The sequence below is a fragment of the Cupriavidus sp. 30B13 genome, from assembly GCF_049059565.2.
Taxonomy (GTDB): Bacteria; Pseudomonadota; Gammaproteobacteria; order Burkholderiales; family Burkholderiaceae; genus Cupriavidus.
The window spans coordinates 2,968,094-2,992,932 of the sequence record NZ_CP188224.1 but is presented as its reverse complement, the minus strand read 5'-3'; the positions used below and the strand labels follow the sequence as shown (position 1 = coordinate 2,992,932).

Below are 24,839 nucleotides of genomic sequence, written 5' to 3'. Positions count from 1 at the left end.
GCGGCATGCGGTCGGGTACGCCTATTTCCGTTGCATGTCCACGACGGTCGGCCTGCCGTCGATCTTGTCGAAGGTGGCCGAGACCGAATCGCCCTCCTTGAAGTCTTTCAGCGAAGCGCGATCCTTGGCTGGAAACGCCATCGTCATGGCGGGCATGCCGAGGTTCTCGATCGGGCCGTGCTTGAGCGTGACTTTGCCTGACTGGAGGTCGATCTTCCTGATCTCCGCGGGCACCGGGTGCGGCGGCTGAGCCGGTCCGGCAGAAGCGGCCGCCGGGGCAGATGGTTTCATGGCCATGCCGTCCATAGGTGCCGCGGCGAACACGGCTGGCGCGGTGGAGAACGCAAGAACGAGCGGGAGAATCTTGAAGTGCTTCATGACGTTTCCTCTTAAAGTGGGGGATGGGTGGGGAGTGATGAAGATGACGGGGGTGACCGCGTTGCTTGGCGCCTGCGGATCAGCAAATACATGGCCGGCACGACAAACAGCGAGAGCAACGGTGCGGTGACCATGCCGCCGACCATCGGCGCGGCAATGCGTTGCATGACTTCCGATCCGGTGCCGTGCGACCACATGATCGGAATCAGGCCGGCGAGGATGACCGCGACGGTCATCGCCTTGGGGCGGACCCGTAGCACTGCGCCTTCCTGAATGGCGTCCAGCAGCGCAGCCATGCTTGCCTCACCTTCGTCCACGCGTGCCGCCCAGGCTTGCTTCAGGTAGAGCAGCATGATGACGCCAAACTCGGCCGCCACGCCAGCCAGCGCGATAAAGCCGACGACTCCTGCCACTGACAGGTTGTAGCCCAACAGATAGAGCAGCCAGAAGCCGCCGACGAGCGCCAGCGGCAGCGTGCCCATGATGAGCAGGGCTTCATCCAGCCGGCCGAATACCAGGTAAAGCAGCATGAAGATGATGAGCAGCGTGAACGGCACCACCACCTTCAGCTTCGCGGTGGCGCGTTCCAGGTACTCGAATTGTCCCGACCAACTGACGGAATAGCCCGCCGGCAGCGGGACTGCCCTGGCCACTGCCACCTGCATGTCGTGCACGACCGAGCTCAGGTCGCGCCCGCGAATGTCCACGTACACCCATCCGGACAGCCGCGCATTCTCGCTGCGCAGCATTGGCGGACCCAGTACAACCTGGATGCGCGCCACGTCGGACAGCGTGATCTGCTGACCCCGGTCGGTGACGATGGGCAGGCCGCGCAACTGTTCCACCGAGTCGCGGTAGTCCCGCGGGTAACGCACATTGATGGGAAAGCGCGCCAGGCCATCAACGACTTCGCCCACGTTATCGCCGCCTACGCCCGACGACACGATGCCCTGGACATCCTCGATGTTGAGCCCGTAGCGCCCGGCTGCCATCCGGTCGATATCCACATCGATGTAGCGGCCGCCGGCGAGCCGTTCGGCCAGCGCGGAAGTGACACCCGGCACCGTCTTGACGGCGTCTTCGATCCGCGCGGCCAGGCGGTCGATTTCCTTCAGGTCAGTGCCCGCCACCTTGATGCCAACCGGACTCTTGATACCCGTGGCGAGCATATCGATCCGGTTGCGGATCGGGGGCACCCAAATATTGGACAGGCCTGGCACTTTGACAATGCGATCGAGTTCCTCCACGATCTTGTCGGTGGTCATGCCCGGGCGCCACTGATCGCGGGGCCTGAACTGGATGGTGGTCTCGAACATCTCCATGGGCGCCGGGTCGGTCGCCGTATCGGCGCGCCCGGCTTTGCCGAACACGGTTGCTACCTCGGGGACGGTCTTGATGAGCCGGTCGGTCTGTTGCAGCAACTGCGCCGCCTTGCCGGCGGAGAGTCCGGGCAAGGCCGAAGGCATATACAACAGGTCGCCCTCGTCGAGCGGCGGCATGAATTCGCCGCCGATCCGCATGATCGGCCAGGCGGTAGCCGCTAGCAGCACCGCGGCAATCGCCACCGTTGTCTTGGGGTAGGCCAATACCCTTGCCAGCACAGGCCGATATGCGCGGATCAGCCACCGGCTTAGCGGATTGGACTGCTCCGCGGGGAGCTTCCCCCGAATCAAGTAACCCATCAGGACCGGCACCAGTGTTACGGACAGCCCCGCGGCCGCGGCCATGGCGTAGGTCTTGGTAAAGGCCAGCGGCGAGAACAGCCGACCCTCCTGCGCTTCCAGCGTGAAGACCGGAATGAATGACAGCGTGATGATGAGCAGCGAGAAGAACAGTGCCGGCCCCACCTCGGCGGCCGATTCGCCGATTACGTTCCAGCGCTCCTGGCCGGCCAGGCTGCGCCCGGGATACTTCGCATGCCAGTGCTCCAGATGCTTGTGCGCGTTCTCGATCATGACGACTGCAGCATCGACCATGGCCCCTACCGCGATGGCGATGCCGCCCAGGGACATGATGTTGGCGTTGACACCCTGGTAGCGCATCACCAGGAATGCGGCCAGCACGCCCAGTGGTAGCGACACGATGGCGACCAGGGCGGAACGCAGGTGAAACAGAAAGGCCAGACAGACAATGGCGACGACGATGAACTCTTCGATCAGTTTGTGCGTCAGGTTCTCCACTGCGCGGTTGATGAGGGCCGAGCGGTCATAGGTGGGGACAATCTCGACGCCCGCCGGCAAGCTCTCTTGCAGTGTGGCGAGCTTGGCCTTTACCGCCTCGATGGTTTCCAGCGCGTTCTTGCCCGAGCGCATCACGATCACGCCGCCGGCCACCTCGCCCTGGCCGTCCAATTCGGCGATGCCGAGCCGCATCTCTGGGCCGAGCTGGACCGTGGCGACATCCCCCAGCCGCACGGGGATGCCGGCGTCACTCGTCAGCAGCGGTATCTGCCGGAAATCGTCGAGCGTTTTCAGGTAGCCGGTGGCCCGCACCATGTATTCCGCCTCGCCGAGCTCCAGTACGGAGCCCCCGGCCTCCTTGTTGGCGCCCCTGAGCGCCGCTAGCACCTTGGACAGCGACAGGTTGTAGGCGCGCAGGCGGTCCGGCATCAGCACCACCTGGAATTGCTTGACCATCCCGCCGAGGGACGCAACCTCGGCGACATTGGGCAGCGATTTCAACTCGAAGCGCAGGAACCAGTCCTGCAACGCGCGCAGTTGGCCCAGGTCATGCTGGCCGGTCTTGTCCACTAGCGCATACTCGTAGATCCAGCCGACGCCGGTGGCATCCGGGCCCAAGGCGGGCTTGGCCGCGGCCGGCAGGCGGGATTGCACCTGGTTCAGGTATTCGAGCACGCGGGAGCGCGCCCAGTACAGATCGGTGCCGTCCTCGAACAGCACGTAGACAAATGAATCGCCGAAGAACGAGTAGCCGCGCACGGTCCTGGCGCCCGGCACCGACAGCATGGTGGTGGTCAGCGGATAGGTGACCTGGTTCTCCACGATCTGCGGCGCCTGGCCGGGAAACGGCGTGCGGATGATGACCTGCACGTCCGACAGGTCGGGCAAGGCGTCGAGCGGCGTACTGCGTACCGCCCACAGCCCCCATGCGGTCAGCATGGCCGTCGCCAGCAGGACCAGGAAGCGGTTGCGGATGGATGCCAGGATGAGGCGGGCGATCATGGCCTGGCCTCCCGCGCGGCGGTAGCCGGCTCGACCGACGACAGGACCGCCTCGCCCTCGTCATTCAGGTGGAAGCGGAAGCGCACGCGATCGCCAGGCTTGAGCCCTTTGGGCAGGCCGGCGGGCGGCGCGGCAAAATCCATCGTCATGGCGCCCCACTGCGCCGACGGAATAGCGCCGTGCGAGATCGTCAGGCTGTCGCCGCCATTCACAGCCTCGATGCGCCCCATGCCCTCGTGTTCGACTGCGGACGCTGCCGGCGCGGGGGCATCCGGCGACGCGCTCAGGCGTTCGGTGGTGCCGCGCAGGCTGGCCTCAGAATCGATGAGGAACTGCCCGGACGTGATGATTTTCTGACCTGCCTTGAGGCCGTCCAGCACTTCCACCATGCCCCCGGACTCACGGCCCGTCTTGATGCCGGCAGCCACGAAACCTGCGTTGCCGGCATCCACCATGACGATGGTGCGCTGGCCAGTGCGGATGACGGATTCGGCGGGGATCAGCAGCGCTTCCTTGTCCTGGCGGCTATCGAAGCGAACGGTCGCGAACATGCCCGGCAGCAGGCGCCTGCTCTTGTTGGGCAGGATGATGCGGACCTTGATAGTTCGCGTTACCTGATCGACGTCGGGTAGCACGGTGTCGACCTTGCCGGCGAGCAGCTCGGCCTCCCCCGTGGCATGCACCTGGACGGCTTGCCCGGGCGAAATAGCGCGCGCTTGTCCTTCCGGCACCTCGGCGATTACCCAGACCTGGCCAAGGTCGGCCAGGCGGAACAATGTCATGCCGGGAGACACGGTCATGCCGTCGCGCACGGCAACTTCGGTCACGACGCCATCGACCGGGCTGACGATGCCAAGGTTGGGCTGGACCTTGCCAGAGGCCTCGACCACCCTGACCTGGCCCGATGTCATGCCGGCCTGGAACATGCGGGCCCTGGACGCACTGCGCAGGTCGGGCTGGCCGCTCGCCGCCGTGCGGGATACTGCGAGAAACTCCTCCTGGGCGGCCACCCAATCCGGCGAGTACAGCGTGACCAGCGCCTGACCTTGCTGGACCGGATCGAATGTTGCGCGGACCGCGACGTGCTGGACAAACGCACCCGTGCGTGCCTGGATCACCTGGATACTGCGCTCGTCGACGGCAACGTTGCCGGGCACCTCGAGCACCGCGCCTAGGCGGCCGGCTTTGACCTCTGCTGTGCGGATGCCCAGGTTCTGGGCAATGCGACTATCCACCGTGACACCGCTGCCGCCACCATCCCCATCCGCGTAGACGGGCACAAGCTGCATGTCCATGAAGGGCGACTTGCCCGGCTTGTCGAAACGCTGGCCCGGCACCATGGGATCATGCCAGTACAGGACCCTCTTGCCGGTTTTCGGATCGGCGTTGCCCCCCTTGAGGCCAGGTGCCGCGCCGGCCTGGGCCGACGATTGCGCTGATTGCGCTCCCCGCACGAAGCCGAGGTGATAGGCACCATAGATCGCCGTGACGGCGAGAACGACGCAGGCCGCCGTTGCCATGCGCTTGCGGTTCATTTGACCTCCTTCAGGGCGGGCTCGGTTTGCGCGGTGGGCAGGGGGACCAGGAAGGCCAGGTCTGCCCATAGCTTCGCCGTTCTGGCTTCGAGTGCCAGCCGCTCCAGCGTGGTGTCGATGGCACGATGGTTCGCCTCGGCGACGGCCAGCAGCGTTCCGGTGTTGGCTTGGTAAGCGGTCAGCGCGGCGTCCGCCTGGGCCTGCGCCAGCGGCAGGGTGCTCTCGTCGTAGCGCTTGAGCCGGCCGAGATTGCGCTCCAACTCGGCGAGCCTGACCCCGACCATGGCTTGGATGTCGCGGCGAACGACTTCTGACCTCGCGCGCGCGTCGGTTGCCTGCGCCAGCCTGGCGGCGACTTCGCGGTCCTGGCGATTGCCCTGGTCCCACGGCATGGGAAAGCTGACGTTGATAGAGGCCATATTGGAAAAAGCGGAGCCGCGCTGGCTGTACATCAACTCGACTGTGACATCCGGCTTCCTTGCCTGCGTGGCTGTGCGGACCTCCGTTTCTGCCAGGGCGACGTCGCGCCGCGCGGCTTCGATCTCGGGCACGGCATCGAATTCGCCTTGTGCAAGTTGGCGGACTGGCGGTGGCACATCGAAGCGCGGTCGGTCAGAGAGCGGCCGGCTCGCCTCTGGGCCGACCCAGCGCTCCAGCGCCAGCGTGCTGGTAGCGAGGGCAGAGCGGTTTTCGTCAAGGCGGTCCTGCAGTTTCTGGATCTCCAGTTCCGCCGTGAGGACGTCCGCGCGCGTGCCACGTCCGCTCCGGTATGCGGCGATTGCCGCCTGGCGTGCCAGTTCGAGAGGGTGGCCATGATGGCCGAGCAGCACACCCGTCTGTTCCGCATACCAACGGTCCAGCCATGCGGACACCGCATTGCGTTGCACATTGGCCACGCTGACCGCGCGTTGCGCCTCGGCGGAGGAGGCCTCAGCCTCGAAGCGCGCGGCCCTGGCGCGGCGTTTGTCCGCGCGGGTGAATTCCTGCGCCACGCCGATGGAGCGCTGGGTCATGAAGTCCCGGCTGAGCGAAAATTTATCGGGGCCGCTAACGGGAACGTTGTCAAGTCCGAGCTTGAGCACCGGGTCCGGCAGTTGGCCCGCCGCGACCGCCATTTGCATGGCCGCCTCGACGGCACCGCGCGAGGACTCGGCATCGCCGGCGTGCGCGGTGGCTAGCGCGACGGTTTCCGCCAGAGAAAGAGGGGGAACGGATGGCGGAGTCGCGGCATGCGACAACGCCACGAACGCGGACGCGCAGAGCAGCGCCAGCGTCTGACGATGAGGGAAAAGCATATAGCCTCCAGAAGCGACGAAAGCTACCCCTGCATAGGGGATAGCAACGAACTGTCGTCGGTCTGGAGGCTATGTTTGATAACTGCAGTGGAGAATCGTGAGCGCGGGCGGCGGGGCGCGTGCCTCCGTTTCCGCACGCATTGCGATGCAAAAATCGGAGACCGTCACGGCGATCGGCGAAAGGACGCTCAGCAGAACCGGCAAGAAAACCGGAATCTGTGGTGACACATGGTCGGCAGTTTTGGAGTCGGCCTGGCAGTGCGCGAGGCAGAGCGCGCCTTGATCGGCCGCCTTGTCGCTGTCGGCCATCTCGGCCATCTCGGCGCAGGATTCGGTCAAGGCCGCCTCCGTGCTGCCGCCTGCCACCTGATACCGGTTGCCAGTACAGGCGTACGCCGCCACTGCCAGTTGAACTGTCAGGAAGACGATAAGCAGGAAGCCGGCAAAGAGTGGATGCCGGTGGGCCAAGGAGCGCAAAGGCGATTTTCAGGTGACTGACAGCCGCAAGAATACCGTATTTGCTTGGAATACTCCTGCATGCCGGCCCGGTGGCGCTGCAGGGTAACCTGCTCTAGGCGGGTGACGGCAGGCACGGCACAGCCTCCAGTCCGTCGGGGCGGGGAGGGCGCGGTTGCGCAACGCCAGCGCGCCGCCATGCGCCACCGCAATCGCGCACGCGATCCTCAGCTCTAGCCCGGTTCTACCGGCCGTTTTGTCCGGCCTGACATAGGGCTCGATACCTCGTCGAGCATATCGTCGGGGACGCCGGGCCAGTTGTCGCTGACCGTGATGCGCGGTATGCGGCCTTTATCCTCGACGAACAGATGGTGCCGGTCAGGAGTACCAGCCTCCATGTCATCTTGGCGAAATCCACGCGTCGATGTCAACGGAGGGATACGACTCTCCAAGCGACCAGTGCGGCCGAGCCTTGGCCAGGCTGTCCAGGGCCGGCGGCGCGCCGCCTTCCAGGTTATGCGCGTGCTTGGCCCACGCCGGCGTGCCGGCAACTGGTGGCCATGCAGGTCTCGACCGTGCTGGTCGGTGTCGGTGGCCGTGGGCACGAGTCGGCGTGACCCAAGCCCTGCGCGAAGCCAGTGTGCGGGCGCTGTCATCGCGCGCACGCGGGTGCACCACCACCTGAAGGTTCTGTTGGTCTTGGCCAGCCTGACGCTGTGACGCATCCGGTGCCCGCAGCAGCCATCATGCTGGCGCAGCGCGGGAGCACGGCTTGCGCTGGCGTGTGAACAATCGTGGGCACCGCAGATCCTGGGCTGGTCGGGAACACATCCCGATGTTCCTAATTTCGGGCGAATTAGGAGCGAACTGGGCATGCCGCGCTTCAGGAGGATGCGCTCATGCCCATGATGCTGGCAGCATAGTCCCGCTCGATGTCATACGCGGGCCACAAGGCATTGTCGTCCTGGTGGTTCATCACCGCCTTGATCTGTTCGCCCAGCGGGCTCGCCAGGTTCTTGCCGACCTCGGTAGCCAAGGTGAGCGCACGCTCGAGCACGCCGTTTGCGTCCGCTGCCAGTTCGTGGACGAAACCCAGGTCGAATGCGCGTTGCCCGCTGATGGGGCTACCGAGCAAGGTCAGCGCGCGCGCGACGCCGTGCGGCAGGTGCGCCTTCAGCATCGCGTAGCCACCATAGGCGCCGACCTTGACTTCCGGCAGCGCGAGCCGCGCATCGGCGGTCGCGAGGCGGATGTCGCAGGCGGCGGCGAGAATCAGGCCGCTGCCCATGACGGCGCCGTGCAGCGCCGCAACGCTGGGAAGGGTGCTGCATGTGACGGCCCGCATCGCATCGCGCACCGCGCCGATGCCCTGCAGGGTGCCCGCGCGCGTGATGCCATCGAATTCAAGCACGTCGTTGCCGCCGCAGAAGTGCTTGTGCGGTGCTCCGCTGAAGACAATGGCGCCCGCGCCGGATGACTCGGCATCGTGAATGACCGCGGGCAATTCCGCCCACCGGCCGAACGACATGGCATTGACGGGAGGCGCATCCAGATGGACGATGGCGATGCCGTTGGCAAGTTCGAGTCGAAACATGATCCACTCCTTTGAGGTGGCAGTGTGGCCTGCCATCCGCCGCACGTGGGCGGATAGCGTTCTGGCCTCGTCAGGCTTTGCCGAAGACCGGCTTTCTCTTTTCCGCGAAGGCTTCGATCGCTTCGGCGTGGTCGGCGCTCAGGTTGGTGAGGCACTCGTAGGCCGTGCCGGCGTCCATGTGGCCATGCGCCAGCTGGCGAAGGGGGATGGTGTACCCGGCCTTGGTCCACCGGATTGCCTTGGTCGCGCCGTTGCGTAGTTTGGCGACGATGCTCTCTACCTTGGCGTCGAGCTCGGCCTCGGGCGCCACGTGGCCGAACGCGCCGAGCCCGTGCGCGTCCGCGGCGCTCAGCAGATCGCCCGTCAGCAGCAGTTCGCGGGCCTTGCCGTAGCCGATGACCTGCGGCCACAGGAAGCCGCCGCCATCGGCCGCGTTCAGGCCCACGCGGACATGCGGGTCGCCGATGCGGGCGCGCTCGTCGGCGATGGTGATGTCGCACAACAGCGCGAGCGTCGCACCGAGCCCTACCGCGTCGCCGTTGATGCGGCCGACGATGGGGATCTCGCAATCGAGCATCGCATACACGATGCGCTTGGCCTCCCACGTGACCATCTCGAAGCTGTCCGGGTTGCGCACGGCCTCGCGCATCCACTCGATATCGCCGCCGGCGCAGAACGCGCGGCCAGCGCCGGTCAGCACGATGGCTGCAAGGTCGCGCCGCGCGCCCAGGTCGATGAAGACGCGCGACAGCGCGGTGTGCAGCTCGCCGTTGACGGCGTTCAGTGCATCGGGGCGATTGATGGTGAGATAGGCGACCCGGTCGCGCACCTCGAGCAATAGGGCTTCAGACATCGTTCTTCCTTCTACGTTAGCGAATCGAGTTCGCGGATTGGTGGTACGGAAACGGTTCAGGCGGCTGTTTTCGCGGGCCGTGCGCGGTCGGCGAGGGCGTCGCGCAGTTCACGCTTGAGCACCTTGCCCATCGGGTTCTTGGGCAGCGCGTCCAATACGTGCCAGTGGCGCGGGCGCGCATAGTCGGCGAGATAGGTTGCGCAATGGCGGGCAAGCGCATCCACGTCGATGGTGTGCCCCGGCGCCGCGACCACGCAGGCGGCGACGTCCTCGCCCAGTGCATCGTGCGGGACAGAAATCGCCGCCGCCTCGGCGATGCCGGGGAAGCGATACAGGACGCTTTCGACGGCGGCGGAAGATATCTTCAGGCCGCCGCGGTTGATGATGTCCTTCATCCGGTCGACGAAATGGAGTAGGCCTTCGTCATCGATGCACCCAATGTCGCCCGTGCGGACCCAGCCGTCGACGAACGCCTCGCGGCTGGCCTCGGGATTGCGGTAATAGCCCACCGCCATCGAGGGCCCGCTGAAGACGATCTCTCCGTGCTCGCCGGGGGCCGCGGGCTTTCCGTCCGCGTCGACGACTCGCACCGAGCAGGTGGGCATGGGCAGGCCGACCGCGCCGGCCTTGCGCGGCAGGAATTGCGGCGGCAGATAGGTGCCCGCCGGCCCGGTTTCGGTCATGCCCCAGATATGAACCTGGTCCGCCCAGGGCAGGCGTTTAGCCAGTTTGTCGATGACTTCCGGCGGCATGACGGACCCGCCGTAGCCGAACCGGCGCACGCGGCGCAGGTCATAGCTGTCGTTGAGATACTCGTCCACCAGAAAGTGGATGATGGAGGTGACGCCATGGTAGACCGTGGTGCCCTCGGTTTCGATCAGCCGCAGGCGCTCGGCATTGGACAGCGGTACCTGTTCCAGCACTACGCCGGCGCCGCTCACCCAGGCCGACATGCACGCCATGCTCATGACGGAGCTGGTAAAGAAAGGCCATGCCCCCTGATATTGGTCGCCGCGCTCGAGGCCGATGGACAAACCCACTGCCTGGCCGGCGTGCAGCATGCTCCGATGGCTGTGCATGACGGCCTTCGACCGTGCGGTGGTGCCCGAGGTGAACAGAAGGCAGGCGAGGTCTTCCGCGCCGACCGCCGTCGGCACGGCTTCCGCCGCATGGGAATGCTCGGGGTCGGGCCAGCGCTCGGCCGAGCCGTCCGGCGCATCGAGCAGAAGCAGGCGGGCCCCCGCGCAGATCTGCGCGATGCGGCCTGCAGACTCGCTCATGCACACCACCGTGACCGGCTCGGTCAGTGCAAGCGCATGTTGCAGTTCCTCGTCGGATGCGCGTGTGTTCAGCGGCACGACCACCGCGCCGATCTCGAGGCAGCCCAGTGCCGTCAGCACGCATTCGCGGCTGGCATAGTTGGTAAGGAATACCGCGACGCGCTCGCCGTGCCGCACGCCGTGCCGGTAGAGCGCGCGGCCCATGCTCGTCATCCGGTGGACAAGCTGGCCGTAGCCAAGGCGGTCGCGGTAGCCGCGCCAGGAGTGGCCGGAGAAGGCAATGGTGAAGGGCATCTCCGCCGCGCGCCGGCGCAGCAGGGCCGGGATGGTTAGTCCGTGAATGTCGTTGTGGCTCATGATTTGCCTGCTATGACGGGGTTCAGGTTCGCCGGCCGACTCGGGCCGGCCTCAGCCGATCGTGTCGACGACGCCGCCGTCGACGCGCAGGGAGGCGCCCGTGGTGGCGGAGGCTTGCGGCGAGGACAGGTAGACCACGAGATTGGCGACCTCGTCCATGCTGGCCGCGCGGCGGATGATCGAGGTCGGACGGTGCGCGACGACGAACGCCGCTGCCGTCTCTTCCATCGACAGTCCGGATTTCTCCTGCTCTTCCTTGAGCAGGCTTTGCAGTCCCTCGGACAGCGTCGGTCCCGGCAGCACGGCATTGACGGTCACGCCGGTGCCTGCCATGCGCTTGGCAAGCCCGCGCGATACGGTCAGGTTGGCGGTCTTGGTGGTGCCGTAGTGAATCATCTCGACCGGTACATTGAGTGCCGACTCGGACGAGATGAAGATCACGCGGCCCCAGCCGCGCCCGGCCATGCCACGTAGATAGGCACGGGCGGTACGTACCCCGCCCATCACGTTCACCTCGTACATGCGCAGCCAGACCTCGTCCGGCGTTTCGAAGAAGTCCTGCTGGCTGTAGATCCCGGCGTTGTTGACAAGGATGTCGACCTCCGGCACGGCCGTCGCAAGCGCGTCCACGCCGTCCGCCGTCGCCACGTCGCACACTGCGCCGCGCACATCGGCCCGCGGCAGTTCAGCACGCAATCTTTCGACGGCGAGGCTGACCTCCTCCCGGGTGAGACCGTTGATGACGACGGACGCGCCCGCATTTGCCAGTCCCCGGGCGATGGCAAAGCCGATGCCCTGGGTCGAGCCGGTGACGAGCGCGGTCTTCTTCGATAAATCGATCTTCATGGTTAGCCCTCCTGTTGGCCAATGCGGGACGCGAACGCGATGTCCCGGCGAGATGCGGCGGACGTCGTTGTCGACGCCTGGTTCCTTCGGGTTTGTTGTGGTTTCTGACGGGAAAAACGACCGCCGCGTCCGCGCGGCGCCAGGCTCGCTCAGAGCACCGAGTCGAGCAGGTGAGCCGAGCGGGATGCGACGAGATGGCGCGCGGGCTCTTCCATCTGCTTGAAATACTGGACGGCGAAATCGACGAAGGACTTCACGCGGACTGTCAGCCGTTTCGAGCCGTCGGTCAGCAGGTGAAACCGCGTGGCCGGCAGGTGATGATCTTCCAGTACCGGCACTAGCCGGCTCGCCACGATGTCGGCGCCGACTTCCCATGCACCCTTCCAGATCAGCCCGAGGCCCGATATGGCCCACTGGCGCAGGATGTAGCCGTCGTTGGTCATGCGGTTTCCCCTGACCTGCACGGAGGTGGCGAAGCCATCTTGCATGAAGCGCCAGCGGTCGAGCGGGAAGTCTGCCCGCAACTGGATCAGGCAATTGTGGCTGCGCAATTCGTCTGGCGTGCGCGGTGCGCCGTGCTTGTCCAGGTACGCAGGCGAGCAGCACGCGACCGGCCTGTCGTCGCCAAGGGGGCGGGCCACCATGGAACTGTCCGGAAGATTTCCCCAGCGGATGGCGACGTCGAGCCCGCGGTCGACGAAGTTGAGCACCTGGTCACTGAAGATGATGCGAAACGTGACGCCGGGATTCTCCGCGACAAACGCATCGACCAGTTGCGAGACATACTGGCGCCCGAGATCGATTGGGCAGGTGATGCCGATGGTGCCTCGCAGGTCCGCGTGTCCGCCTTTGATGGCGCGGTCGAGCGATTCGACTTCGTCGAGGATGCCCTGCGAGTTCTCGAACAGGTACTGTCCTTCCGGGGTCGTGCTCAGGCCGCGCGTGCTGCGCTTGAGCAGCGGCGCGCCGTAGAACTCTTCCATGGCCTTGAGGCGGCCGCTCATGGCCGCCGGTGAAAGCCCCAGTTGTCTTCCGGCCGTCGAAAGCGACCCCGTCTGGACGACCAGGCGGAATAGACGCATGTCCTGTATGCGGTCAGCCATAGTGCGATTGTCTCGAATGTTGTTCTAGTTCTGGCAGTTGACGTCATGTCGCGTCAACCCGTTGCGGCTCAGTATAGGGTGAGCTCGCCCGCTTAGCGATGCCTTTGCTTTTCAGGAATTGTGAAAAGTATTTTCACCAAACTTGAATACAGGTTGGGCTGAGCGCGGTGCTAACGTTTGACGAAACGAAGCGCGGCGACAAGACATGAAGGAGACAAACAATGCACGCAAATGCCAAAACCGGGACCGGCACCCCGGATCTCTGCGCGGAATTCAGATCGGCCATGGGACGGTTAGCGTCATCCGTCACGCTGATCACCACCGTGGACGGCGATAGCAGCCCGCACGGCCTGGCCGCCACGGCCTTTTCCTCCGTTTCGATGGACCCGGCATCGGTCCTCATCTGTGTGAACCGGTCGGCCAGCGCGTCGCCGGTCATCAGGAAGACAAAGCTCTTCTGCGTGAGTCTGCTGCAGAGCGAGCACGAGAAGATCAGCACGATCTTCAGCCGCTCCGACATGCGCGGGCAGCGCTTCGTCGAGGGCGACTGGAAGGCCGGCATCCATGGTATCCGCTATCTGGTGGATGCGCAGGCGGCCATCTTCTGCGAGGTGGCTCACGAGATCGAGCACGGCACCCACACCATCATCGTCGGTAACGTCATCGATGTCGTGCTGCCCGACGTACAGGAACCCCTGGTCTATGTCGGCGGCCGCTACCGGCGGCTCGAGACGCCGACGTCGATTGTCCGGCAGTAACGGGCAGGGCCGTGTGGAGGCGGCGGGGCTCCCGTTCATGCCCGCCGGGCACCGGCGTCCGCCGATCACGGAGGTTGTGCCAGCGCCGTCCGCGACGACGGCCTGTTTAATGGATCAGCAAACAAGAAGATCAAGGAGACACGATGAAACTCGGCATTTTTATGCAGCCGCTGCACCTGTCCGGTGCCCCGTACCACGCCATGTACGACATGGATCTCGCCTGCGCCATTCATGCCGACAAGGTCGGTTATGACGAGCTCTGGATGGGGGAGCATACCTCGCAGCGGACCGAACCGGTCACCAACGCGCTGCAGTTCCTGTCGGCGCTGATTCCGGTCACGGAGCGGATCAAGCTGTGCACCGGCGTGTTGAATCTGCCCCACCATCATCCTGCCCGCATTGCCGCCGACGCGGCGATGTTCGACCACATGTCGAAGGGGCGTTTCATCATGGGCATCGGCCCGGGTGGCCTCGCGTCCGATTTCGAGGTCTACAAAAGTGACCACAGGTCGAGCGGCGCGATGCTCGCGTCGTGCTACGACATGGTGCGCGCGATCTGGAACAGCAGCGCGCCATACGACCTCGAGACCGCCCACCACAAGGTGAGCATCAGGAATACCGTCAACGAGGCGCTGGGGGTCGGACTGATGCCGACGCCCTATCAGGATCCGTTCCCGCGCGTGGCGACGTCGGCGATGAGCAATTTCTCCAGCACGGCGAAGCTTGCTGGGTCCAAGGACTGGGATCTCATCTCGGCCAATTTCAACCTGCCGTCGACCGTGGCGTCGCACTGGCAATCCTACAGCGAGGGCGCGCAGGCGGCGGGGGTGAAGGCGGACTGGCGCAACTGGCGTGTCGCGCGCTCGGTCTTCGTCACCGATTCGCAGGCGCAGGCCGACGAGTATCTGGCGCGCGAGACTAACGCGCTGAGCAAGTATTTCGACTTCATGGTCACCCACCTCAAGGCCATCGGCTACGCCGGCATCTTCAAGACGAGGCCGGAAATGACCGACGACGAAGTCTCGGTCGAGCACTGCGTCAAGGAGATGGTCATCGCGGGCGATGCGAAGTCGGTGGTCGACCAACTGGTGGCCTTCAGCGAGACAACGGGCCCGTTCGGCACGTTGCTCACGACCTTTCACGAATGGGACGACGAAGCGCTCTGGCGGCGTTCGATGGAATTGACTGCGCAGCATGTCATGCCGAAGCTGAGCGAATACATGGACGGCCATCTGGCTGCGGCACTGGAGAAATGAATGAGTTGGGAAGCACAAGAGGTACGCATCCGTGAATACGGCGGACCGGAGCAGATGTATGTGGAGTCGGTAACGCTCACCGAACCGGGCGAGGGACAGGTTCTGCTCAGGCAGGATGCGGTCGGCATCAATTTCGTCGACACCTACCAGCGCCGAGGCGTCTTCCAGATTGGAGCGCTGCCAGCGGCGCTGGGCGTGGAGGGCGCGGGCATCGTGGAGGCGGTAGGGCCGGGCGTGGCGCGCGTGCGTGTGGGCGACCGCGTGAGCTATGCCGGTCCGCCGATCGGCTCGTACGCGAGCCGCCGGGTGCTGCCGGAGAGGATCCTCGTGCGGCTACCCGAGGGAGTCAGCAACCAGGTCGCCGCCGCCGTAACGTTGCAGGGCATGACCGTCCACATGCTGATGACACGCATCCGTCCGCTCAAGGACGGCGACACCGTGCTCGTGCACAGCGCTGCGGGTGGCCTTGGTCTGCTGATCGTGCAGTGGGCGAAGAGTCTCGGCGCGCGCGTCATCGGCACGGTCGGCTCGCCGGAGAAGGCGGCGCTGGCGAAGTCTGCGGGCGCCGACGAGATCATCCTGTACAAGCAGGTCGACTTTGCCGAGGCGACCAGGGAGATCACGCGCGGCGGCGGCGTCGACGTGGTCTACGAGGGTGTGGGAGGAGACACGCTCAGGCGCTCGCTGGCGGTCATCAAGCCATTCGGGCTGGCGGTGAATCTCGGGCAGGTCGGCGGGCCGCTGCCGACGCTTTCGCTGGCGGATCTGGGACCATACCAGTCGCTGTCGGTGTCGGTTCCGGGCGTGTCGACGCACCTGCGCACGCTGCCGGACTTACAGGCCGCGGCCGACGAACTCTTCGGGCGCGTCGTTACGGGCGCGCTGAAAGTGCACATCGGTGCACGGCTGCCGCTTGCCGCCGCGGCGGACGCGCACCGTCTGCTCGAGAGCGGCAGATCCACCGGTTCCATCATCCTCGAGCCGTAACCATCCCCTGCGGCACCTGCGGCGCCCGCCGACCCTGCCGGGTCGCGCGGGCGGCAGCGTATGGAGCGCCGCCCGCGCGCGTCGGATGTCGTTCCCGCGCAGGGGAATGACAAGGCAGCGCATCGGGCGCACACGCCCAGTTTCTGCGGGTTCATCGTTTACCCTGAAATGAATGTAAATTCATAAAATGAACGTTGACTCATAATTCATGGCGTTCTATCTTTGTTTCAACGACGACCAGTCATCGACAGTGGGAGAAGCAGTGGATTTCACCGAAACGACCGAAACGCGGCAGCTCAGGGAAACGCTGCGCCGCTTCGTGGAAAAAGAAATGCCGCGCGAAGCCGCGGCCGCATGGGACCGGGAGAACATCTTCCCCCGCGAAGTGTTCGGCAAGCTTGCCGGGCTCGGCGTGATGGGACTCACGGTGCCGGAGGAGTTCGGCGGGACCGGGCGCGACATCGTCGCCACCATGATCGTCATCGAGGAGCTGTCGCGCCGCAGCCTTGCGGTGTCGGTGCCCTACCTCATGGCGTCCTGCTATGCCGGCATGAACCTCGTGGAGTGCGGCTCCGAGGCGCAGAAGCACGAGCTGCTGCCGCGCGTGGTCGACGGACGGCTGATGTTCGCCTACGGCTGGACCGAACCGGACGTCGGTGCCGATCTGGCCAGTGTGCAGACGCGCGCTCGGCGCGAGGGAGACAAGGTGATCGTCAATGGCGCCAAGCGCTTCTGCTCGGGAGCGGAGATCTGCGACTACATCTTCACGCTGGTGCGCAGCGGCGAAGAGAGCGAGCGCTACCACAACCTGTCGTTCGTGCTGATTCCGCCGGATGCCCCCGGCGTGACGATCACCCGCATCGATTGCATGGGCATGAAGGGCGCGGCGACTACGGACGTGATTTTCGACAACGTCGAGATTCCGGCTGCCCACATCGTAGGGGGGGACGCGGGCTGGAACCAGGGATGGTCGATGCTGATGGGATCGGGTCTGGATGTGGAGAAACTCGAGGTGGCCGCGGTGGCGGTCGGCGTCGCCACCGCCGCACTCGAGGATGCCTGGGCCTATGCGCACGAACGGCGCCAGTTCGGCAAACCGATCGGAGACTACCAGTCCATCCGCCACAAGCTGGCCGACATGAAGACGCGCCTGCACGCCGCACGCCTGATGCTCTACCACTCGGCATGGATGGCCGACCAGCACCAGCGTTGCGCGGTGGAGACCTCGATGACCAAGTTGTATGCCGCCGAGGCTGCCAAGGACATCGCACTGGAATGCCAGACCATCTTCGGCGCCTACGGCTACGTCAAGGAATTCGACGTGGAGCGCTATGTGCGCGACGCGCTGCTGATTCCCATCATGGGCGGCTCGTCGGCGATCCAGCGCAACAACATTTACAAGTGGACCAGCGCCGGCCTTTGAGCCGGCGCAATCGGAGGAGACATCATGAAGTTCGAAGATTATCGGACCATCGCGTTCTCGCGGCGCAACCGCGTGCTGACCGTCACTCTGAACCGGCCCGACCGGCTCAACGCCGTCGACGAGCTGATGCACGAGGAGCTGTCGCAAGTGTTCGTCGACTGCTCGCGCGACCCGGATTCCGACCTGGTCGTCATCACCGGCGCCGGGCGGGCCTTTTGCGCGGGGGGCGATATCGACTGGATGCAAAGCGCGATCGACGTCCCGAGCCGCTTCGAGAAGACCACCCGCGAAGCCAAGCAGATCGTCTATTCGCTGCTCGACTGCGAGAAGCCGGTCATCGCCAAGCTGAACGGCCACGCCACCGGTCTGGGCGCCACCATCGCGCTGTTCTGCGACCTCATCTTCGCTTCCAGCCGCGCCAAGATCGGCGATCCGCACGTCAGCGTGGGCCTGGTCGCAGGCGACGGCGGCACCGTGATCTGGCCGCAACTGCTCGGCTTCGTGCGCGCCAAGGAATACCTGCTGACGGGCGATCTGCTGTCTGCGGAGGAGGCCGCGCGCATCGGCTTGATCAACCGCAGCGTGGATCCGGAAGCGCTCGACGCCACGGTGGACGCCTTTGCCGACCGCCTAAACGCCGGCGCGATCAAGGCGATCCGCTGGACCAAGATGTCTACGAACATCGCGCTAAAGCAGATCGCGCATTCGGCCATGGATGCCTGCCTGGCCTACGAATCGTTGTCCAACGTCACCAGCGACCACCAGGAAGCGGTGAATGCTTTCCGCGAAAAGCGCACGCCGGTCTTCACCGGCGAGTGACCCGCCAAACCGGCGTCCAACCCAGCAGGACACTCCATCGTGGACCTTTCCGAAGCGGATGACATCCGGCAACTGCGCGAGACGCTGCGCAGGTTTGTCGACAAGGAAATGCCCCGGGACCTCGCGGCCCGGTGGGACAAAACCAACACGTTTCCGCGCGACGTCTTCAACAAGCTCGCCGGCCTGGGCGTGCTCGGCCTTACCGTGCCGCAGGAGTACGGCGGCCTGGGCCGCAACATCGTCGCGGCGATGGTGGTGATCGAGGAACTGGCGCGGCGCAGCCTGGCCGTGGCGATTCCCTACATCAATGCCGCCTGCTACGCGGGCATGAACATCGTTGAATGCGGCACGGACCGCCAGAAGGCCGAGATCTTGCCGCGCGTGGTGGATGGCTCGATGATCTTTGCCTACGGCTGGACCGAGCCCGACGTGGGTTCCGACTTGGCCAGCGTGCGCACGCGCGCTCACCGAGATGGCGATGTCATCGTCGTCAACGGCGCCAAGCGATTCTGCTCCGGCGCCGCGCAGAGCGACTACATCTACACGCTGGTGCGCACCGGCCCGGAGCAGGAGCGTTACCGCAACCTGACGCTGCTGCTGATTCCGCCCACCCACCCCGGCGTCACCATCGAGCCGATCAACGGGCTGGGACTGAAAGGCTTCCCGACCACCGACGTCACGTTCGCGGACGTCGAGCTGGCCCCGGACATGATCGTCGGCGGCGCGGCCGGATGGAACAATGCCTGGCCCATGGTGGCCCGCTCCGGTCTCGACGTCGAGAAGCTCGAAGTGGCGGCCATGGCGGTCGGCATCGGGCAGGCCGCGCTCGACGACGCCTGGACCTACGCCGCCGAGCGCCGGCAGTTCGGCGCGGCGATCGGCACGTATCAGTCGATCCAGCACAAGCTGGCGGACATGAAGACCCGCCTGCACGGCGCCCGGCTGATGCTCTACCAGGCCGCCGGGATGGCGGACCGGCAGCTTCCCTGTTCGGGCGAGACCTCGATGGCCAAGCTGTTCGCCACCGAGGCCGGCAAGGCCATCGCGCTGGAATGCCAGACCATCTTCGGTGCCTATGGCTACGTCAAGGAGTTCGACGTCGAGCGCTATGTGCGCGACTCGCTGGGCCTGCCCATCATCGGCGGCTCGTCGGCGATCCAGCGCAACAACATCTACAAATGGATGGCACGGCAATGACAGGAAACCAGACCCCGATCACCCTCGCGGGACGCACGGCGCTGGTCACCGGCGGCGCCAGCGGCATCGGCCTGGCTGTCGCGGCGCTGTTCAGGACGCTCGGCGCGACGGTGGTGGTCAGCGACCTCAACCTCGAGCCGCCGCCGGACCTGCCCGGCGACTACGTGCATGGCGACGTGCGCAGCGAGGCCGATGTGGAACGCATGGTGGCGGCCGCGGCCGGGATTGGCCGCGGCCGCCTGGACATTGCCGTCAACTGTGCCGGGATTTCCGACCAGCTCGTGCCTACCGTCGAGCAGGATGCCGAGACCTGGCAGCGGGTGGTGGACATCAGTCTGCGCGGTACCTACTTGGTATGCCGCGAGGCAGGCCGGCGCATGCTGGCGCAGCGCGCGGGCGCGCTCATCAATATCTCCTCGGTCACGGCGGCTTCCGGCTTCCCGCGCCGCACGGCCTACGGGCCGGCCAAGGCCGGCGTCGAATTGTTGACCCGGAGTCTCGCCTGCGAATGGGGTGCGCAAGGGGTGCGGGTGAACTGCATTGCGCCTGGCTACATCGCCACGCCACTGGTCGAGGCGCTGTGCCGGCGCCAGGAGCTCGACGAGGGCCGCCTGCAGCAGCGCACGCCGCTGGGCCGCCTCGGCAGGCCCGAGGAGATCGCGCGCGCAGCGGCATTCCTGGTTTCGGACTGGGCCGCTTTCATTACCGGTGCCGTACTGGCCGTCGATGGCGGATGGACCGCGTTCGGCGGGGCGGGAGATATCGCGTCCGCCTGATCCCGCTTCGTAGCCTTGCCCGGCGGGGTCCACAGAGGCCCCCCTCGCCGTCAATAAAACAAGAGGAGACAAGAGTGAAACTCAAACGTAGAGATGTACTCAAGATAGTTGGGGCTGGTGCGGCCGTGGCCGGCTCCGGGACGCTGCTGGGCGGCGTCGCGCGGGCGCAGTCGAAAGATCCGCTGAAGATCGGCTTCATTTCTTCGCTCACCGGGGCGCAGGCGCCGATCGGTCAGCCCATGCTGTTGGGCGCGCAGATCGCGGTCGACCAGGTCAACCAGGCGGGAGGCGTGAACGGCCGCAAGCTCGAGCTCGTGATCCGCGACGACAAGGCCAAGCCGGCCGACGCCACGGTGGCCGCGCGCGAACTGGCAGGCAGTGGCGTCAACCTGCAGATGGGCGTGGTATCGAGCGCGGTGGCACTGGCGCTGACCGCCATGCTGGAGCAGGAGAAGGCCGTGCTGATCACCTGCGCGGCCCATTCCGACAAGCTGACCAAGGAGAACTTCAGCCGCAACTATTTCCGCGTGACGGACAACCCCTACATGAAGCTGCGCTTCATGGCGCGCGCGCTGGCCGAGCGCTACGGCGCGGTGTCGCGCTGGTCCGGTCTGGTGCCGGATCATGAGTACGGGCGCACCACATGGAATTGCTTCGAGGAGGGCCTGCTCGAGTACTACCCCAGCGTGGCGAAGAAGGAACCGAGCATCTCCCAGGCCCTTAAGACCCAGTACGGCGCGACAGACTATCGCAACGTCATCGGTTCCGCCATGGGCCTGCCGGCCGACGGCTTCTTCGTCTCCGTCTACGGCGGCGACGCGGTGACGCTGTTCAAGCAGGCGCAGCCCTACGGCTTCTTCCGCAAGGCCAAGGTGGTGGTCGATCCCGCCAACGAATTCGTGGTGGCCAAGGCGATGAAGCGGGAGCTGCCGGAGATGTGGTGCGGCTCGCACTGGTATGCCGGCGCCTTCGAGGACCTGCCGCTCAGCAACGCAGTGCTCAAGGAGCACGTCAGGCGGACCAACGATCCGTACCCGACCGGCTGGGTGGGAGAGGGACATGCCGCGGTCATGGCTTACGTGAAGGCCATCCAGGAGGCCGGCGGCACCGGGACGCAGGCCATCGTCAAGGCGCTCGAAGGCGTGACCTTCGATACCGTTTGCGGGCCCCGCCATTTCCGCCGCGAGGACCACCAGGCCATCAAGCCGCTGATCATGTACCGGCTGCGCGGCTCGCGTACCGCGGCGGCCGGGTTCGAGGTGCTAGAGTACATCAAGATGCCGGGCCAGGACTTCGTCGATCCCCCCACCCCGGGCAAGCCGCTTTCGTTCCGCTACGTGAAGGCCTGACGGGGAGCCCGCATGGACCAGATAGCCTTGACCCTGCTCAACGGCCTGTCGTGGGGAATGACGGTGTTCCTCACGGCGGCCGGCCTGTCGCTGGTCTTCGGGATCCTGCACGTGCTGAATTTCTCGCACGGCGGCTTCCTGATGATCGGCGCCTATCTCTCGTACACCATCGGCGCCGCGCTGCAGGCGGACTCGCTGTGGCAGTTCTTGCTGGTTGCCCTGGCCTGCGCGGTGGCGGTGGGCCTGCTGGGCGCCGCGGTGGAGCGCTTCGTGTTCCGACGGCTGCAGCGCGTGAGCGAGGCGTATTCGCTCATCGCCACCTATGCGCTGCTGATTCTCTGCCAGGGCGTCGTCAAGGTGGTCTGGGGCATCGATTTCCTGAGCGTGGCGCCGCCGGTGGAACTCGGTGGCGCAGTGGCGCTGGGCGATGTCGTCGCGCCGAGCTTCGTGCTGTTCGTCATCGCCTGCGGGGTGGCGGTGTTCGCCGTGATGGATGCGGTGCTGTTGCGCACCGAGGTCGGCAAGCGCGTGCAGTCGGTGGCCATCGATCCGTGGATGGCCGGGCTGGTCGGCATCAACGTCAACGCGGTGCTCTCCTGGACCGTGGTGTGCGGCTTCGCGCTGGCGGGATTGGCCGGCGCGTTACTGTCGGTCAACCAGAGCCTGTCGCCGTCGATGGGCAGCGCGTTGATCATTCAGGCCTTCGGCGCACTCATCGTGGGCGGGCTGGGCAATATCCGCGGTGCCTTTCTTGCCTCGGTGCTGCTGGGGCTGGTCACATCGTTTGGCGACAGTTTTGTGCCGGACGTACCCGGCCTGTTCTTTTTCGTGGCGCTGGCGGCCATTCTCCTGATCCGGCCGCAGGGGCTGATGCGAGGTCTGCGATGAACCCGAACCCTGACACGGACCTGATCGCGGGCGCGCGGCGGGCCGATATTGCCATCTTTGCCTCGCTCCTGGTGCTGTTCCTTTCGGTGCCGGCCTGGGCCGATGCCGGGCTGGTGTTCCTGGCGGGCGTGGTGCTGGTGCAGATCGTCTTCGCACTGAGCTTCAACACCATCTTCGGCCTGGCGGGCATGGTCAGCTTCGGGCACGCCGCCTACTTCGCCGGCGGTGCCTATGCGGCGGGGCTGATCCTCAAGGGCGAAGATCCGTCGATCATGGCGGCGCTGGCGGCGGGCGGCCTGGCCGGCGGTGCGATGGCCTGGTTGGTCGGCGCGCTGGCGCTGCGGCGCGCTAGCGGCAACTACTTCGCCATCCTGACCCTGGCGCTGGCGGAGCTGCTGCATGTCGTCATTTCGAAATCCACGGTCCTCGGGCGCGAAGACGGCCTGACCGGCATCGCCCGTCCGCGGATGCATCTGTTCGGTGTAGCCACGCTGGACCTGGCACAGGGCACGACGCTGTTCTACTTCCTGCTGGCGCTGGCCGTACTGCTTGGCGCGGGAGCGTGGCTGCTGTGGCACGGCCCGTTCGGGCGCGTGCTGGCCGCACTCCGCCAGGAGCCGGAGCGCGCCGCGTTCCTCGGCATCGACGTGCACCGCGCGCGGCTGGCGGCCTTCGTGCTGAGCGGGGCGGGCGCCGGGTTGGCCGGCGCGATGTATGCGCCGCTGGCGCAGTTGCTGACGCCGGAGGTTGCGCACTGGAGCTATTCGGCGCTGCCGATCCTGTTCTGCCTGCTGGGCGGCAGTGCGTTCTACTGGGGTCCGGTGGCCGGCGTGCTGGTGTTCCTGGGGCTCGAGCACGCCACGCGCAATATCGTAGGCTTGTCGGAGATCGTCATCGGCGCGACGTTGCTGTGCGTGGTGCTGGCATTCCCGGGCGGGATGGCCGGCGCCGTGGCGCGCCTGGCCAGGCGCCGTGGGCAGGGCGCGCGCGCCGCCACGGCGCACGCGCGGGCGGCCGCGGTTGCCGGCAAGGAGGTGGACGCATGACCCCGAGCCTGCAGGCCAGCGGCATCCACAAGAGCTATGGCGCCATTTCCGTGCTGAAGGACGTCTCTCTCAGCGTGGCGCCGGGCACCACCCATGCGGTGATTGGCCCCAATGGGGCGGGCAAGACCACGCTGTTCCGCGTGCTGAGCGGGGAGGTCTTCGCCGAACGGGGCAGCGTGCGCTTCGAGGGCCGCGACGTCGGCGCGCGCCCTGGTTTCAGGCGCGTGCGCGACGGCATCGGCCGCACCTTCCAGGTGGCGCGGGTGTTCGGCGAATTCAGCGTGCTGGACAACGTGGCGCTGGCGCTGGAGGCCTGCGCTGCGGCGTCGCCAGCTTCCCTTTGGCGGCGGCTGCGCGTGCGTGCTTCCGCCGCGCTGTTGGCCGAGGCGATGGACGTGCTCGCGACCGTGGGGCTGCACAAGCGTGCGGCTGACCCCGCCGGCATCCTGGCCTATGGCGAGCGCAAGCGGCTGGAACTAGCCATGACGCTGGCGCTGCGCCCGCGCATGCTGCTGCTGGACGAGCCCATGGCCGGTATGTCACCGGGCGACCGGCTCGCCGCGGTGGAGCTGCTCAACCGCATCTCGCGCGAGCTGTCCATGGCGATCCTGCTGACCGAGCACGACATGAGCGTGGTGTTCGCGCTGGCTCACCACGTTACCGTGCTGAACTACGGCGAAGTGATTGCCTCTGGCACGCCGGACGAGGTCAGGGCCTCCGCGCTGGTCCGCGAAGTCTACCTGGGGCACGAACATGCTTGAGCTGCGCGACGTCAGCGCCTTCTATGGCGACAGTATCGCCCTCCATTCGGTCAGCCTGCGCGTCGGGGCGCGCCAGGGCGTGGCCCTGCTCGGGCGCAACGGGGCCGGCAAGAGCACGCTACTCAAAAGCATCGTGGGCGGCGGCCCGTCGGTGCGCGGCAGCGTGCGGTTCGACGGCCAGGAGCTGGGCGGCGTGGCCACGCACCTGCGGGTGCGGCGCGGGCTGGCCCTCGTACCGGAGGATCGCCGCATCTTTGCGCACCTTAGCGTGGCGGAGAACCTGGCGATCGCGCGGCACGGCGCCCGCGCCGGCACCGCCTGCCACGACGTGGCGCAGAGCTGCGGCCTGTTTCCGCTGCTGGGTGGCCTGCTGGAGCGCAAGGGTACACAGTTGAGCGGCGGGCAGCAGCAGGTGCTGGCGGTGGCGCGCGGGCTGGTGACGCGTCCGCGCTGCCTCCTGCTGGACGAGCCGACCGAGGGCGTGGCGCCGCTGATCGTGGCGCAGATGGCCGAGCAGATACGCCATGCCTGCGCACTGGAGGGCACCGCGCTGCTGGTGGCGGAGCAGAACGTCTGGTTCGCGCGGGCGTGCAGCGAATATGTCTATGTGATGGATGCCGGTAATATCGTGTTTTCGGGCACCTGGGCGGACTACGACCGCCGGCCCGAGATCGCCGAACGCTACCTGGCGCTGTAGGGT

The 24,839-nt window shown here is 66.1% G+C and carries 22 protein-coding genes; 12 read left to right on the top strand and 10 right to left on the bottom strand.

Features of this window, described 5'->3' with window-relative positions; translation table 11 throughout:
• Nucleotides 1–21 precede the first annotated feature (21 nt).
• The 10 genes from ACKI2N_RS32495 to ACKI2N_RS32450 form a co-directional block, all read right to left on the bottom strand.
• Nucleotides 22–378 (bottom strand): copper-binding protein, encoded by a 357-nt coding sequence (locus tag ACKI2N_RS32495; protein ID WP_420997968.1) that lies wholly within the window; start codon nucleotides 376–378, stop codon nucleotides 22–24.
• An 11-nt stretch (nucleotides 379–389) separates the two neighbouring features.
• Nucleotides 390–3,560, bottom strand: coding sequence for an efflux RND transporter permease subunit (locus tag ACKI2N_RS32490; RefSeq protein ID WP_420997967.1), 3,171 nt, complete (start codon nucleotides 3,558–3,560; stop codon nucleotides 390–392).
• Nucleotides 3,557–5,095 (bottom strand): efflux RND transporter periplasmic adaptor subunit, encoded by a 1,539-nt coding sequence (locus ACKI2N_RS32485; RefSeq protein WP_420997966.1) that lies wholly within the window; start codon nucleotides 5,093–5,095, stop codon nucleotides 3,557–3,559. The genes ACKI2N_RS32490 and ACKI2N_RS32485 overlap by 4 nt, the downstream gene beginning before the upstream one ends.
• Nucleotides 5,092–6,390: a TolC family protein gene (locus tag ACKI2N_RS32480; RefSeq protein WP_420997965.1), complete on the bottom strand. Its 1,299-nt coding sequence runs from the start codon at nucleotides 6,388–6,390 to the stop codon at nucleotides 5,092–5,094. The genes ACKI2N_RS32485 and ACKI2N_RS32480 overlap by 4 nt, the downstream gene beginning before the upstream one ends.
• A gap of 69 nt (nucleotides 6,391–6,459) precedes the next feature.
• Nucleotides 6,460–6,729, bottom strand: coding sequence for a hypothetical protein (locus ACKI2N_RS32475; RefSeq protein WP_420997964.1), 270 nt, complete (start codon nucleotides 6,727–6,729; stop codon nucleotides 6,460–6,462).
• Nucleotides 6,730–7,729: 1,000 nt separating this feature from the next.
• Nucleotides 7,730–8,440, bottom strand: a complete 711-nt coding sequence (locus ACKI2N_RS32470) for an enoyl-CoA hydratase/isomerase family protein (RefSeq protein WP_420997963.1) — start codon at nucleotides 8,438–8,440, stop codon at nucleotides 7,730–7,732.
• Nucleotides 8,441–8,510: 70 nt separating this feature from the next.
• On the bottom strand, nucleotides 8,511–9,293 hold the full coding sequence (locus ACKI2N_RS32465; RefSeq protein WP_420997962.1) for an enoyl-CoA hydratase/isomerase family protein: 783 nt from the start codon (nucleotides 9,291–9,293) through the stop codon (nucleotides 8,511–8,513).
• Nucleotides 9,294–9,349: 56 nt separating this feature from the next.
• Entirely contained in the window at nucleotides 9,350–10,930 is a 1,581-nt protein-coding gene (locus tag ACKI2N_RS32460) for a class I adenylate-forming enzyme family protein (RefSeq protein WP_420997961.1), read from the bottom strand.
• Between the two features lie 51 nt (nucleotides 10,931–10,981).
• Nucleotides 10,982–11,776, bottom strand: a complete 795-nt coding sequence (locus ACKI2N_RS32455) for an SDR family NAD(P)-dependent oxidoreductase (protein ID WP_420997960.1) — start codon at nucleotides 11,774–11,776, stop codon at nucleotides 10,982–10,984.
• Nucleotides 11,777–11,925: 149 nt separating this feature from the next.
• Nucleotides 11,926–12,858 carry a LysR family transcriptional regulator gene (locus tag ACKI2N_RS32450; protein ID WP_420997959.1) on the bottom strand — a complete coding sequence of 311 codons (933 nt, stop codon included), beginning with the start codon at nucleotides 12,856–12,858 and terminating at the stop codon, nucleotides 11,926–11,928.
• A gap of 242 nt (nucleotides 12,859–13,100) precedes the next feature.
• Here ACKI2N_RS32450 and ACKI2N_RS32445 point away from each other — a divergent pair, with 242 nt between their 5' ends.
• From ACKI2N_RS32445 to ACKI2N_RS32390, 12 genes are all read left to right on the top strand, one after another.
• A complete protein-coding gene (locus tag ACKI2N_RS32445) occupies nucleotides 13,101–13,637 on the top strand; it encodes a flavin reductase family protein (RefSeq protein WP_420997958.1) in 537 nt (178 codons plus the stop codon).
• A gap of 143 nt (nucleotides 13,638–13,780) precedes the next feature.
• Nucleotides 13,781–14,893, top strand: coding sequence for an LLM class flavin-dependent oxidoreductase (locus ACKI2N_RS32440; protein WP_420997957.1), 1,113 nt, complete (start codon nucleotides 13,781–13,783; stop codon nucleotides 14,891–14,893).
• The gene (locus tag ACKI2N_RS32435; protein WP_420997956.1) at nucleotides 14,894–15,880 is read left to right on the top strand and encodes a quinone oxidoreductase family protein; all 987 of its coding nucleotides are present in this window, start codon (nucleotides 14,894–14,896) and stop codon (nucleotides 15,878–15,880) included. It abuts the gene before it with no gap.
• Between the two features lie 262 nt (nucleotides 15,881–16,142).
• Nucleotides 16,143–17,303 (top strand): acyl-CoA dehydrogenase family protein, encoded by a 1,161-nt coding sequence (locus ACKI2N_RS32430; protein WP_420997955.1) that lies wholly within the window; start codon nucleotides 16,143–16,145, stop codon nucleotides 17,301–17,303.
• A 24-nt stretch (nucleotides 17,304–17,327) separates the two neighbouring features.
• On the top strand, nucleotides 17,328–18,122 hold the full coding sequence (locus tag ACKI2N_RS32425; RefSeq protein ID WP_420997954.1) for an enoyl-CoA hydratase/isomerase family protein: 795 nt from the start codon (nucleotides 17,328–17,330) through the stop codon (nucleotides 18,120–18,122).
• Between the two features lie 39 nt (nucleotides 18,123–18,161).
• The gene (locus ACKI2N_RS32420; protein WP_420997953.1) at nucleotides 18,162–19,319 is read left to right on the top strand and encodes an acyl-CoA dehydrogenase family protein; all 1,158 of its coding nucleotides are present in this window, start codon (nucleotides 18,162–18,164) and stop codon (nucleotides 19,317–19,319) included.
• Nucleotides 19,316–20,095 (top strand): SDR family NAD(P)-dependent oxidoreductase, encoded by a 780-nt coding sequence (locus ACKI2N_RS32415; RefSeq protein ID WP_426990883.1) that lies wholly within the window; start codon nucleotides 19,316–19,318, stop codon nucleotides 20,093–20,095. Before ACKI2N_RS32420 ends, ACKI2N_RS32415 begins: the two co-directional genes overlap by 4 nt.
• 74 nt (nucleotides 20,096–20,169) lie before the next feature.
• On the top strand, nucleotides 20,170–21,444 hold the full coding sequence (locus ACKI2N_RS32410; RefSeq protein WP_426990882.1) for an ABC transporter substrate-binding protein: 1,275 nt from the start codon (nucleotides 20,170–20,172) through the stop codon (nucleotides 21,442–21,444).
• A 12-nt stretch (nucleotides 21,445–21,456) separates the two neighbouring features.
• A complete protein-coding gene (locus ACKI2N_RS32405; RefSeq protein WP_420997950.1) occupies nucleotides 21,457–22,332 on the top strand; it encodes a branched-chain amino acid ABC transporter permease in 876 nt (291 codons plus the stop codon).
• Nucleotides 22,329–23,378: a branched-chain amino acid ABC transporter permease gene (locus ACKI2N_RS32400; protein WP_420997949.1), complete on the top strand. Its 1,050-nt coding sequence runs from the start codon at nucleotides 22,329–22,331 to the stop codon at nucleotides 23,376–23,378. Before ACKI2N_RS32405 ends, ACKI2N_RS32400 begins: the two co-directional genes overlap by 4 nt.
• Entirely contained in the window at nucleotides 23,375–24,139 is a 765-nt protein-coding gene (locus ACKI2N_RS32395; RefSeq protein WP_420997948.1) for an ABC transporter ATP-binding protein, read from the top strand. The genes ACKI2N_RS32400 and ACKI2N_RS32395 overlap by 4 nt, the downstream gene beginning before the upstream one ends.
• A complete protein-coding gene (locus ACKI2N_RS32390; protein WP_420997947.1) occupies nucleotides 24,132–24,836 on the top strand; it encodes an ABC transporter ATP-binding protein in 705 nt (234 codons plus the stop codon). The genes ACKI2N_RS32395 and ACKI2N_RS32390 overlap by 8 nt, the downstream gene beginning before the upstream one ends.
• Nucleotides 24,837–24,839: the final 3 nt, after the last annotated feature.